Source organism: Mitsuaria sp. GD03876, assembly GCF_029840635.1.
Classification (GTDB): Bacteria; Pseudomonadota; Gammaproteobacteria; order Burkholderiales; family Burkholderiaceae_C; genus Roseateles.
In genome coordinates, this window is record NZ_JAOCCU010000081.1 from 1 (window position 1) to 12744 (window position 12744).

Genomic DNA, 12744 nt, shown 5'->3' on the forward strand with positions numbered 1-12744 from the left:
CGAGGCGACGGGTGGCGGCGGCGAGGGCGACGGCCTGGCGCTGGCCGAGCGCCGTTGGCAGATGGATCACGCCTACCTGGGCCCGGCTTACGACGATGCCGAGGTGGAGGCCTTGCTCCAGTGGGCGCGGCTGCGGTATCGCCGCGTGGACGACGTGGCGGCCGAGACGGCGACCTTGCTGGCGCAGAACAAGATCATCGGCTGGTTCCAGGGCCGGATGGAGTTCGGGCCGCGGGCCCTGGGGGCGCGATCGCTGCTGGCGTCGCCGATCGATCCGCACATGCAGGCGCGGCTCAACGAGTTGAAGGACCGGGAGGATTTCCGGCCGGTGGCGCCGGCGGTGACGCGCGAGGACATGGCGGACTGGTTCGAGCCGGCGCAGGCCAACGACGGCGAGTCGCCGTTCATGCTTTTCGTCTACGGCGTGAAGGCGGGCCGCGAGGCCCGGATCCCGTCGGCGCTGCACACGGACCGGTCGGCGCGGGTGCAGACGGTGGATGGCGCGACGAACCCGGTCTTCCACGACCTGCTGAAGGCGGTCGGTGAGAAGACGGGCGTGCCGGTCCTGGTGAACACCTCGTTCAACGTGCGGGGCGAGCCGATCGTGGGCACGCCCAAGGCCGCGATCGAGGCCTTCTTCAGCACGCCGCTCGACGCCCTGGTGATCGGCTCGTTCATCTTGGAGAAGTGACCAGGCAAACGCCTCGCCAAGAACCGGAGTCAGCGAGTGTGGGTGGGGCCGGAATGATGCGGGGGGTTCCCGGAGGGACGCCCCCCGCGTCGTGAAGAGCCCGCGCCTGGCTTCTCGAAGTCGGTGTCTTCGTCCTTGTCGGCTTCGGCGTCAGCGCCGGCGCCGGCGCTCAATGGTCCAGCAGATACCTCGCCATCAACCTCGCCTGAGTCTCGCTGATCCCGAGCGTCGGCATCGCGGTATGGGGATCGATGGCCTGCGGATCCCGGATCCAGGCGGCGATGCCGTCCTCGGTGGGGAAGGCTTTCCCGCCGATCCGATCGCGGCCGGCGAGGCCGCTGAGACGCGGCCCGTTGGACGTGTCGGGCCCGACGACGCCGGGGATGGTGTGGCAGGCGGTGCAGCCGTGTTGCCGGAAGGCGCGGCGCGCGAGCTCGGCGGTGGTCAGCGGCGGATCGAGCGGCGCCGGCACCTCGACGATGCCGTCGCAGCGCGGCGGCGCGGGCGTGGCGCCGCCGGCCGCGACCGTGGGCGCCGAGGTCAGCGCGCGGTACTGGTCCGGCGTCAGCAGCGGCAACGCGTCGAGGAACGCGACCACCGCCCAGAGTTCGCCGTCGTCGAGGCGGTACTCCCAGGCGGGCATGCCGCTCATCTTGATGCCGTTGCGGGTGATCCAGTAGAGGTCCTGGCGACGCCAGTGGCGGGTGGCCTCGATCAGCGAGCTGGGGACCGGCTGCATGCCCAGCGAGAAGCGCTCCGGCGCCACGCCCGGCGCGCCATGGCAGGCGACGCAGCGGTCGCGGAAGCAGGCCGCGCCTTGCATCACCCGCTCGGCGGTGAGGAGATCGGGCGGCGGCGGGTGCGCGTCGGCACGGCGCTGGACGGCGCGCTTGAGCGCGAACTCCAGCAGCGAATGCACCGGTTGCAGGTGCGGCCCGGTGGCCGACACGTCGTAGGCGCCGAACCACACGAAGGCGACGGCCCCGCCGGCCGCCAGCGCGCCGGCCGCCGCGACGGCGGCCAGGACGACCTTCACGGGGGACGGACGGCGCGGCGGTTCACTCATGGGCGCTGCGAGGCAAGCGCGATGCCGGACCGCTGCCGGGGCGGGCACTTCGCGTGCCGGGGAGCGCGCATGACGCGCTTTCATGCCCTGCCCGTCTCCGTTCTTGCGGCAGCGACGCTGCTGCCGGGCCTGCTGCTGCTCGGCTGCGGCCCCGCGCCCGACGAGCCGCTGCGCCGCTGGCAGGTGGAATCGGCGGACCTCGACCGCGGCCGGGTGCTGATGACGCATTACCAATGCGGGTCCTGCCACGTCGTGACCGGCGTGCCGGGAGGCGGTCAACGCGCGCCGGAACTGGCGCGCTTCGGCCGGCGCGCCTACATCGCGGGCCAGCTGCCCAACACCCCGGAAACGCTGCAGCGCTGGCTGCTGGACCCGCCGGGCCAGGTCCCCGGCACGACGATGCCGCGGCTGGGCTTGTCCGAGCAGGACGCGCGCGACGTCGCCGGTTACCTGCTGTCGCTGAAATGAGCGCGGGCGGCATGTTCCGGCCGGCCGGCCCCGAGGCCGACGCCCTCGCCGGCGTGATGAACACGACCTTGGTGGTGTGCGCCCTCGCCTTCCTGTTCGCGATGACCTGCCTGGCGGCGGCGCTGTGGTGGAAGAACCGGCGCGCGCTCCCGCCGGCGCTGTGGCTATGGGTCGGCGGGCTCGTGCTGCCGGTGCTGGTCTTCGGCGGCCTGCTGCTGCACGGCGAGCGCGAGGCGCGCGGGCTGGACGCGCCGTCGCCGCCGGGCGCGCTGCGGGTCGCCGTCACCGGCCACCTGTGGTGGTGGTCGCTGCGATACCAGGCCGACGGCGGCACCCCGGCCTTCGCCACCGCCAACGAGCTGCGCGTGCCGGTCGGCCGACCGGTCACGCTGACGCTGGCGTCGGAGGACGTGATCCACAGCTACTGGGTCCCGGCGCTGGGTGGCAAGGTCGACCTGGTGCCCGGACGGCTGAACCGGTTGACCTTCACCGCGGCCCGCCCCGGCGTGTACCGGGGCCCCTGCTCGGAGTACTGCGGCGCGCAGCACGCCGCGATGGTGCTGCAGGTCGTGGCGATGGCGCCCGGGGACTTCGACCGCTGGCGCCGCGCCCAGGCCGCCGACGCGCCCGTGCCGGTTTCCCGGCAGGCGCTGCGCGGCGCGGCGCTCTTCCGGGAACACGGCTGCACCGCCTGCCACGCGGTGCGCGGGTTGGACGGCGCCGATCCGGCGCGGACCGCGTTGACGGCGCCGCCGCTGGGTCCGGACCTGACGCATGTCGCCGACCGCCTGTGGATCGGCGCCGGCGCGCTGCGCAACCGCGATCCGCTCGGAGATCCCCGCACGGCGCTGCGGCAGTGGATCTCCGATGCGCAGCAGGCCAAGCCCGGGGCCCGCATGCCGTCCTACCGACACCTGCCGGCCGACGAGATCGACGCGCTGACCGAGTTCCTCGCCGGGCCGCCGCCGGCCGGCGTCGCGACGGACCGCCCGCTGGTGGCGTCGACACCATGACCGCCGCCCGCCCGTCCAACCGGCTGCCGCGCCCGGACGACGAGCTCGAGCGCCTGCGCGCCGCCTGGAAGCCGCCCAGCGGCTGGCGGCGGATCGGCAGCGTCAACAACGTCTTCATCGGCAAGCTCTACATCGCGACGGCCTTCGTGTTCCTGCTGCTGGGCGGCGTGCTGGCCCTGCTGATGCGGGCGCAACTGGCGGCGCCGTCGCAGACGCTGATCGACGCGCCGCTGTTCCAGCAGCTGTTCACGATGCACGGCACGGTGATGATGTTTCTCTTCGCCGTGCCGATGGTCGAGGCGATCTCCGTCTACCTGCTGCCCAACATGCTGGGCGCGCGGGACCTGCCCTTCCCGCGGCTGTCGGCGTACTCGTACTGGATGTACGCGATCGGCGGGCTGGCGTTCTACGCGACGCTGTTCTGGCGGCTGGCCCCCGATGGCGGCTGGTTCATGTACCCGCCGCTGAGCGGCGCGACCTACTCGCCGGGGCTGAACGCGGACTTCTGGCTGCTGGGCATCGGCTTCATCGAGATCTCGGCGATCGCCGGCGCGATCGAGTTGATCACCGGGACGCTGATGACGCGGGCGCCCGGCATGACGCTGGGCCGGATGCCGGTGTATGCGTGGTCGATGCTGGTGGTGGGCGGGATGATCGTGCTGGCCTTCCCGGCGGTGATCGCGGGCACCGCGTTGCTGGAGATCGAGCGCGCCTTCGACTGGCCGATCTTCGACGCGACGCGCGGCGGCGATCCGCTGCTGTGGCAGCACCTGTTCTGGTTCTTCGGCCACCCGGAGGTCTACATCATCTTCCTGCCGGCGGCGGGCCTGGTCTCGACGATGGTGCCGGCGCTGGCGCGGACCTCGCTGATCGGCCGGCATGCGGTGACGGCGGCGCTGGTCGCGATCGGCGTCGTCAGCTTCCTGCTGTGGCTGCACCACATGTTCACCGCCGGCCTGGGCGGCCTGGGCATGAGCCTGGTGTCCATCCTCAGCGTCGCGATCGCGATCCCGGGCGCGCTGCAGGTCTTCGCGTGGATCGGCACGCTGTGGCGCGGCCGCCTGCGGTGGACGACGGCGACGCTGTTCCTGGTCGGCTTCCTGGTCACCTTCGTCATCGGCGGCCTGACCGGCGTGATGCTGGCGCTGCTGCCGATCGACTGGCAGGTGCACGACACCTACTTCGTCGTCGCGCATTTCCATTACGTGCTGATCGGGGGGATGGTGCTGCCGATGTTCGCTGCGCTCTATCACTGGATCCCGCTCTGGAAGGGCCGCGCGATGTCGGAGCGCGCGGGCCGCTGGGTCTTCGGGCTGATCTTCGGCGGCTTCCACCTGACCTTCTTCCCGATGCACATCGCCGGGATGCTGGGCATGCCGCGCCGGGTCCACACCTATCCGGCGGGGCTGGGGCTGGAGTGGCCGAACCTGCTGTCCTCGGCGGGCGCGTTCGTGATCGCGGCGGGCGTGCTGCTGTTCGTCGTGGACCTGGTGCGCAGCCAGCGGGGGCCGGAGCAGGACCACGAGGATCCCTGGCGCTCGTCGACTTTGGAATGGTTGCCGTCGGAACCCTACGGCACGCGCAGCATCCCGCATGTCGAGCATCACGAGCCGCTGTGGCACCGGCCCGAGTTGCACGAGGAGGTCGAGGCCGGCGCGCACTGGCTGCCAGGGACGATCAGCGGCGGGCGCGAGACGCTGTTGACGAGCCCGGTCCAGGCGCATCCGCTGCGGGTGGTGATGCTGGCCAAGGACAGCCTGTGGCCATTCCTGGCGGCGGTGGGCACGGCGGCGTTCTTCCTGTTGATGACGGTGAAGGCGCTGGTCGGCACCGTCCTGGGCGGGGTGCTGGCGGTCGTGTCGCTGTGGGCGTGGCTGTGGCAGACGGACCGGGCGCCGCCGTTCGAGGACGCGGAGGCGGCGCAGGGCGTGATGTTGCCGATGGGCGCGTCGGGGCGACAGGCGCCGGCCTTCTGGGGCGTGGTCATCCTGATCGTGGTGGAGGCGACGATCTTCGCGTCGATGGCGTTCGCGCACCTGCATGTCGCGATGCGGCTGGATGTGTGCCCGCCGCCGGGGGTGGGCCTCGCGGACGCGAGTGCCCTGTGGCTACAGACGCTGGGCTATGCGCTGAGCCTGGCGTTCGTCGTGTGGGCGGGCCTTGGGGCCTGGCGCGCGCCGGTCGGCCGATGGCGCGCGGCGCTGCTGGTGCCAGGCCTTGCGCTGGCCGTCCTGGCGTTCTACAGCGGATTGATGAGCGCATGGCCGTCGGAGCGTCCGCCGACACTGGATGCGTGGACGGGGACGCTGGCCGCGCTGCATGCGCTGCAGGGACTGCAGATCGCGGTGGCGGCGATGCTGGCGCTGTACTACGGCGCGCGCCTCGCGGCGGGCCTGGTGCGCCCGCGGCAACACGCGACGCGCGAGGCGGTCGTGCTGCTGTGGGGCTGGATCTGCGTGCAGGGCGCGGTCACCGTGTGGTGGCCGCGCCTGGTGTCGTGACGCGAATGCGCCCGGCGGCTCAGACCCCGAGGATCGACACCGACTTGGTGTTGAGGTAAGCCTCCAGCGCCTCGGGCCCGCCTTCGGAACCGTAGCCCGAGTCCTTGATCCCGCCGAACGGCATTTCGGCCGACGGCGTGGCGGGCTGGTTGACCCACAGCATGCCGACCTCCATGCGCTGCGCCAGCAGGTGCGCGTTCTTGATGGACTTGGTGAACGCGTACCCCGCGAGCCCGAACGGCAGCCGGTTGGCTTCCGCGATGGCGTCCTCGAGCGTGTCGAAGCCGCGGATCGCCGCGATCGGTCCGAACGGCTCGTCGTTGAACACCGAGGCGTCCAGCGGCACGTCGGCCAGGATCGTCGGCGCGAAGAAGTTGCCGGCATTGCCGACACGTTCGCCGCCGGTGGCGATCTTGGCGCCGCGCTCACGCGCCTCCGCGACGATCTTGGACATCGCCACCACGCGGCGCTCATTGGCCAGCGGGCCGAGCGTCGTGCCGTCGGCCAGGCCGTCGCCGAGCTTCAGGCCCTGCGCGTGCTTGACCATGGCGGCGGTGAACTCGTCCTTGAGGCTGTTGTGGACGAGGAAACGCGTCGGCGAGATGCAGACCTGGCCCGCGTTGCGGAACTTGGCGCCGCCGGCCGCCTTGACCGCCAGCGCGACGTCCGCGTCCTCCGCGACGATCACCGGCGCGTGGCCGCCGAGTTCCATCGTCACCCGCTTCATGTGCGCGCCGGCCAGCGCCGCGAGCTGCTTGCCCACCGGCGTCGAGCCGGTGAAGGTGACCTTGCGGATGACCGGATGCGGGATCAGGTAGCTGGAGATCTCGGCTGGGTCGCCGAAGACCAGGCCCACGGTGCCGGGCGGGACGCCGGCATCGACGAAGGTCTGCAGCAGCGCCGCGGGCGAGGCCGGGGTTTCCTCGGGCGCCTTCACCAGGAACGAGCAGCCGGTGGCCAGCGCCGCGCCGAGCTTGCGCACGATCTGGTTGACCGGGAAGTTCCACGGCGTGAAGGCGGCGACCGGGCCGACGGGTTCCTTGAGCACGAGTTGCTGCGCCGCGAGGTTGCGCGACGGGACGATGCGGCCGTAGACGCGGCGGCCTTCGTCGGCGAACCATTCGATGATGTCGGCGCCGGCCAGGACTTCGACCTTCGCTTCCGCGACCGGCTTGCCCTGCTCCTGCGTCAGGAGCTTGGCGATCTCCGGCGCGCGTTCGCGCAGCAGCGCGGCGGCGCGGCGCATCGTGGCGGCGCGCTCATGGGCGGAGACATTGCGCCAGGCCTCAAAGCCCTTCTGGGCAGCCTCGAGCGCGCGGTCCAGGTCGGCCTTGGCCGCGTGGGCGACCTTGCCGATCACGGCGCCGGTGGCCGGATTACGCACGTCGATCGTCTTGCCGCCGGCGGCGTCGACCCATTCGTTGGCGATCAGCAGGCGGGTGTCGGGATAGGAAGGCGTCGTCATGGCGGGGTCCTCGTGACAACGCCCGCGCGTCGAGGCGGCTGCCGGCACGGCGGGCGTGGGGGTGAACGATGGCGGGGACTCTACCCGCTCGCCGCCGCCCGCGACGCCGGGCCGCCGCTTGCCCGACGAAGTGCCGGCCCATTGCACGCCATGCGCCCAACCCAGGCGCCGATCGACCGTCCAGGCGGCCGGCCGCCCGGCTCAGTCGGGCCGCTTGAGCACCTTCACCGCCCGGGCCGGCTCGCGCAGCGCCGCCTCGATGCGCCCCATGTCGACCCGTTCGCTGAACTGGCGCTGTTGCGGCGTCAGCTCGGTCCGCCGCTTGACGACGATGGCGCGCGCTTCCGGCGACAGGGCCTCGTGGACCGCGTTGCTCGCCTGGCCCCAGCAGCGGGCCTGCTCCAGCAGGCGCGGCGTGGGCAGCGTTGGCGCGACGCCGAGCAGCCCGGTCGTGGAGCTCTGGATCATCTGCCCGACGGCGGTGGCGATGTGATCGCTGCGCAGCGACTCCGCGATGCAGAAGACGATCAGCGACTGCAGCTTGAAGCGCGGGACGCCGTGGGTCTCCGGCAGGCGCCGCACGGCGCCGTTGAGCCCGCCCGCGTCGGGCTGCAACTGGTCGAGCGTGCTGGCGTAGCGCTCGAAGGGCTTGCCGTCGATGTCGGCCACGTAGAGGTCGTTCTCCTGCAGCGTCAGCTGCACGCCGGACGCGGTGCCGTCCTTGTCGTCGCCCGGCAGCAGCCGGACCTGGAAGCGTCCGTTGCCGGGCCGGCAGATGCGATAGAAGCCGTTGTCGAACCGGATGAGGTGGGTGTCCTCGGTGACCGCGTCGCGCAGGACGGCGATCTGTCGGGCCCAGTCCGCGTTGATCCGCAGCAGGTGCATGGTGTGCTCTCCCCAATGATGTCGCCGCGACGCTATCCGCCTGCCGGCGCCGCGCCAGTGACCAAAGTCGATGTAGCGAAGTGTTCGGCCGGGCAGCCGGATTGCCCTCTCCGCGGCACCCTGGCTTCGACCTCGAGAGGATGACCCTTCCCCGCCCGCGACGCCCGACCCGACCGCTCGCCTGGTTGTTGAGCGTGCTGATGCTGGCCTTCGCGTCCCTGGCGCTGCCCGCCCTCGCGCAGGATGCCCCCGCCGAGCCGATCGATCCCGACAAGCTGCTCGATGCCGCCCGCAAGGACATGGTGGCCGTGCGCAAGCAGCAGAACGACACGCTGGACGACGCGGCGCTGAAGGACTTCCGCAAGACCGCGCAGTCCGTGCAGTCGCGCGCGGAGGAGGCGGCGGCCGCGCTCGCCCCGCGCTTGACGGACGCGCAGGCCCGGCTGGAGCAACTCGGCCAGCCGCAGGACGGCGTGAAGGAGGCGCCGGAGCTGGCGACCCAGCGCTCGCAGCTCAACCGCGAGGTCTCGACCATCGACTCCCAGATCAAGCTGGCCAAGCTGATCGGCTTCGAGGCCGAGCAGGCCGTCGCGCAGGCGCAGTCCAAGCGACGCACGCAGCTGGGCGAGCGGCTGGGCGAACGCACGCCGTCGCCGGTGCAATCGGCGTTCTGGCGCGGGCTGTCACGGGAACGGGCGGCGGACGCGGCGCGCGTCGAAGGCCTGGCGACGCAGCTCGCCGACCTCGCGCGCACGGTGCCGGCCCCCGCGTGGATCGCCTTCGTCGTCGCGGTGGGCCTGGTGCTGGGCATCGCCTATGCGCTGCAGAGCCTGGTCAGGCACCTGTGCGCGACCCGCGTCCCGGTCGGCCGCCTGCGGCGCTCGCTGTACGCGGCCAGCGTCGTCGCGCTGCGGACCCTGCGGCCGGGCTTGATCGCGCACGGCCTGGTGGTGACGCTGACCTCGGCGGCGGCGCCGTCGGACCTGCTCGACGGCTGGCTGGACGCGGTCGAGGTCATCGTGTGGTTCGGCGGCTTCGTCGCCGGACTGGGCGCGGCGGCGCTGATGCCGCGCAAGCCCTCCTGGCGGCTGCTGCCGCTGCCCGACGAGACCGCGGCGCGGCTGGTCTGGTTCCCGCACACGCTGGCCGCCGCGGTGATGCTGGGCTGGTTCACCTCCAGGACGGCGGCGACGCTGGAGATCAGCCTGCCCTGGATCGGGGCCGCGCAGGCGCTGGCCTCGCTGAGCTTCTTCGCGGTCCTGGCGCTGGCGGTCACGCAGTTGCGCCGGGCGCGCGTCGCCGCCGCGCCCGCGCCGGACAAGGACGCCTCCACGGCCGCGCCGCGCGAGCCGGCCGTCCGGCCGCTGTGGTTGTCGGTGCTCAGCGCCGCGGCCTGGCTGACCCTGATCGGCGCGCTGCTGGCGCTGGTCACCGGGTATGTCTGGCTGGCGATGTTCGTGATGAACCAGTTCGTCTGGGCGCTGATCGTGCTCGGCGGCGCCTACCTGCTGAGCGTGCTGGTCGACGACCTGTTCATGACGCTGCTGGCGCCCTCGCCCGCCGCGCCCCTGGCCGACGGCGCGAAGGCCGCGCCGCCCGCCGACGACCGTCCCGCGCCGCCCCGCACCCGCGAGCAGACCGCGCTGCTGCTCTCGGGCCTGTGCCGCGTCGCGATCGCGTTCTTCGCGCTGTTGCTGCTGCTGGCGCCCTACGGCGAGGGGCCGCTGGACCTGGTCCGCCGGGCCGGCAGCCTGGGCGACGGCCTGGAGATCGGCGCGCTGACGCTGCGCCCGCTGGACCTGCTGCAGGGGCTGGCGGTGCTCGTGATCGGGCTGGGCGCCGTGCGGCTGCTCAAGGGGTGGCTGTCGCAGCGCTACATGCCCACGACGCGGATGGACGTCGGCATGCGCTCGTCGACCACGACGCTGTTCGGGTATGTCGGTGCCGTGGCCGCGATTGCCGCGGCGCTCTCGGCCGTCGGCTTCAGCCTGCAGAGCGTCGCCTGGGTCGCCAGCGCGCTGTCGGTGGGCATCGGCTTCGGCCTGCAGTCGGTGGTGCAGAACTTCGTCTCCGGCCTGATCCTGCTGGCCGAGCGCCCGGTGAAGGTGGGCGACTGGGTCTCCCTGTCCGGCGTCGAGGGCGACATCCGCCGCATCAGCGTGCGCGCCACCGAGATCCAGATGGGCGACCGCTCCACGGTGATCGTCCCGAACTCGGAGTTCATCACCAAGATCGTGCGCAACGTCACCTACGGCGAATCGCTGGGCATGGTGCAGTTCAAGCTGCCGATGCCGTTGGCCACCGACACCGAGCGGGTCAAGGCGCTGGTGCTGGCCTCGTTCGAGGCGCATCCCGGCGTGCTGTCCGCGCCGGCGCCCAACGTGCAGCTCGACGGCATCGACGGCGACAAGCTGGTGCTGAACGCCTCGGGTTTCGTCGGCTCGCCCCGCTCGGCCTACGGCATCAAGAGCGACCTGCTCTTCGACGTGCTGACCCGGCTGCGCGCCGAAGGCCTGTTGCCGGGCCAGGTCTCGCCGCCGGCGGCGGACGCGGACACGCCCGCAGCGACGTGACGGCCGCGCGCGGACCGCGCGCGGCCGGCCCGGTCAGGGCCGCTCAGAAGCGGTGCTGGATGCCGACGCCCAGGCTGTTCTGGCTGTCGCCGAAGCCGTTGTCGTCGCGCGAGACGCTGACCTGGCCGCCGTCGCCGGACTTGGCGGTCGAGGCCACCGCGTACAGGCTGGTCCGCTTGGACAGCTCGTACTTGGCGCGCAGCGCGAAGAGCTTGGGATCGTCGGTGCCGCTGGCGCCGCTGGAAATGTCCTGGAAGTAGAAGGCCGGCGTGATGCTCAGCGCCGGCGTGGCCTGCCAGGTCGCGCCCACCCAGGTCATCGTGCTCTTGGCGTTGGCGCCGCCGGCGGCGAATTCCTTCTTGTAGGCGCGCTGCGCCAGGAACAGCTTGACCGGCTTCCAGTCGTAGGACAGGCCCCAGTGCAGCGCCTTCTCCTTGTCGTAGCGGCCGTTGCCGGCCAGCGTGGCGCCGTTGCGCTGGTCCACGACCAACGTCGCGGCGAACGGACCGTCCGAGTACGCGCCGGCCAGCGCGAAGAAGCGGCCGGCCGAGTCGGAGCCGGTCACCTCGCCCAGCGCGTAGGTCGCGCCGACCTTCACCGGGCCGAAGGTGCCCTGGTACTTGATCAGGTTGGACACGCCGGTGACCATGCCGTCCTTGCGCGGCTGGTTGGCGATCTGGCCGCCCGAGGTGGCCCAGGAATAGAACGGCGCGTAGCCCATCGGGTCGAAAGGCAGCATGAAGTCGTAGGTGGTCGAGTACGAGCGGCCGGCGATGACGCGGCCGAATTCGCCCTCGAGGCCGACGTTGGCCTGGCGGCCCCAGAACGACGAGCCCGCGGCGCCGCTGTCGAAGCCGACCTCGGCCTCGAGCTGGAACACCGCCTTGAGGCCGCCGCCCAGGTCCTCGGCGCCGCGCAGGCCCCAGCGCGAGGTGTTCATGCCGCCCGAGGTCACGCCGAAGCGGTGGTCGCCGGCGGCGTTCATCTTGTCGCGGTACTCCAGCAGCACGTCGGCGATGCCGTAGACGGTGACGCTGCTCTGGGCGAAGGCGGACGGCGCCGCGCACAGCGCCAGCAGGCCGGCGGCGCACAGGCCGTTCAGGCGCGTCGATCGGGTCGGGGTGTGGAACAGGTTCAAGGGAGTCTCCTCGTTGTCGTTGATGGGGATTCGGTGGATGGGGACATCGCGCGCCCGGTGGATCGCGGGTCCGGGCGGCGATGACGGGCCGGGGCTCAGCGCCGCAGCCCGAAGCGGGTGGCGAGTTCGGCGTATTCCCGGTTTTGCCGGTCGATGAACGCGCGCAACGCCGGGCCGGTGAGCGCCAGCGGGAACAGGCCATGGCGCGCGCGGATCTCGTCGAAGGCCGGCGCGGCCATCAGGTGGTCGAAGGCCGCGACCCAGGCGGCATAGGCCGCGTCGGACACCTGCGGGCCGACGTAGAAACCGCGGATCGCGGGCCAGACGATGTCCACGCCCTGCTCCCGCGCCGTCGGCACGCCGGCCAGCGGGCCGGGCAGGCGGCGCTCGGCCAGCACCGCCAGCGCGCGGAACGGGCCGCCGGGCGAGAGCTTGTCGAAGACCTCGGACGCGTCGCCCATGTAGACCTGCACATGGCCGCCCTTGAGCGCGGCCATCGCCTCGCCGCCGCCCTCGAAGGCGACGAAACGCATCGACTTGTGGTCCACGCCGCCGGCCCCGGCGACCAGCGCGGACTTGACCCAGTCCTGGCTGCCGATCGTGCCGCCGGCGGCGAAGCTGATCCGGCCGGGATCGGCCTTGAGCGCGGCGAGCAGCTCGGGCAGCGTCTTCCACGGCGCCTGGCGGCCGACCAGCACGACGCCGTAGTCCACGCCGACGGCCGCGACCCAGCGCACGTCCTCGACGCTGCGCTTGCCGAAACGGCCATGCGAGAGATTGAGCAGCGAGCCGCTGGAGAAGGCCACCAGCGTCTGCGGCTCGGCCGGACGCCGGGTGACGATCTGGTCGAACGCGATCGCGCCGACGCCGCCCGGCATGTAGGTGATGCGCATCGGCGAGCGGGTCAGCCCGGCCTGCTGGAACGCGGCCTGGGCGAGCTTGCA

10 protein-coding genes are annotated in these 12744 nt (G+C 72.2%); 5 read left to right on the forward strand and 5 right to left on the reverse strand.

The features are described 5' to 3' along the window. Positions 1 to 691, forward strand: a 691-nt coding sequence (locus tag N5D62_RS27670) for a carbamoyltransferase C-terminal domain-containing protein (RefSeq protein WP_279761303.1), incomplete at its 5' end; no start/stop codon positions are given. 169 nt (positions 692 to 860) lie between these two features. On the opposite strand, the gene N5D62_RS27675 is transcribed toward N5D62_RS27670, so the two are convergent. Further along, the gene (locus tag N5D62_RS27675; RefSeq protein ID WP_279761304.1) at positions 861 to 1757 is read right to left on the reverse strand and encodes a c-type cytochrome; all 897 of its coding nucleotides are present in this window, start codon (positions 1755 to 1757) and stop codon (positions 861 to 863) included. Between the two features lie 69 nt (positions 1758 to 1826). On the opposite strand from N5D62_RS27675, the gene N5D62_RS27680 reads away from it, so the two are divergent. From N5D62_RS27680 to N5D62_RS27690, 3 genes are read left to right on the forward strand one after another with little or no spacing between them, the layout of a single operon-like run. Continuing rightward, complete coding sequence (locus N5D62_RS27680) at positions 1827 to 2225, forward strand: cytochrome c (RefSeq protein ID WP_279761305.1); 399 nt, start codon at positions 1827 to 1829, stop codon at positions 2223 to 2225. An 11-nt stretch (positions 2226 to 2236) separates the two neighbouring features. Further along, positions 2237 to 3238 (forward strand): cytochrome c oxidase subunit II, encoded by a 1002-nt coding sequence (coxB, locus tag N5D62_RS27685; protein WP_279761306.1) that lies wholly within the window; start codon positions 2237 to 2239, stop codon positions 3236 to 3238. After that, positions 3235 to 5739 carry a cbb3-type cytochrome c oxidase subunit I gene (locus tag N5D62_RS27690; RefSeq protein ID WP_279761307.1) on the forward strand — a complete coding sequence of 835 codons (2505 nt, stop codon included), beginning with the start codon at positions 3235 to 3237 and terminating at the stop codon, positions 5737 to 5739. The genes coxB and N5D62_RS27690 overlap by 4 nt, the downstream gene beginning before the upstream one ends. A gap of 19 nt (positions 5740 to 5758) precedes the next feature. Here the strand turns inward: N5D62_RS27690 and N5D62_RS27695 are convergent, their stop codons facing one another. Further along, entirely contained in the window at positions 5759 to 7204 is a 1446-nt protein-coding gene (locus N5D62_RS27695; protein ID WP_279761308.1) for an NAD-dependent succinate-semialdehyde dehydrogenase, read from the reverse strand. A 201-nt stretch (positions 7205 to 7405) separates the two neighbouring features. Next, positions 7406 to 8089 (reverse strand): hypothetical protein, encoded by a 684-nt coding sequence (locus N5D62_RS27700; RefSeq protein ID WP_279761309.1) that lies wholly within the window; start codon positions 8087 to 8089, stop codon positions 7406 to 7408. Positions 8090 to 8229: 140 nt separating this feature from the next. On the opposite strand from N5D62_RS27700, the gene N5D62_RS27705 reads away from it, so the two are divergent. Beyond that, positions 8230 to 10662 (forward strand): DUF3772 domain-containing protein, encoded by a 2433-nt coding sequence (locus N5D62_RS27705; RefSeq protein WP_279761310.1) that lies wholly within the window; start codon positions 8230 to 8232, stop codon positions 10660 to 10662. A gap of 43 nt (positions 10663 to 10705) precedes the next feature. Here N5D62_RS27705 and N5D62_RS27710 read toward each other — a convergent pair whose 3' ends face one another. Then, positions 10706 to 11800 carry a porin gene (locus N5D62_RS27710; RefSeq protein ID WP_279761311.1) on the reverse strand — a complete coding sequence of 365 codons (1095 nt, stop codon included), beginning with the start codon at positions 11798 to 11800 and terminating at the stop codon, positions 10706 to 10708. A gap of 95 nt (positions 11801 to 11895) precedes the next feature. Next, on the reverse strand, positions 11896 to 12744 hold an 849-nt coding region (locus tag N5D62_RS27715), incomplete at its 5' end, for a tripartite tricarboxylate transporter substrate-binding protein (protein ID WP_279761312.1).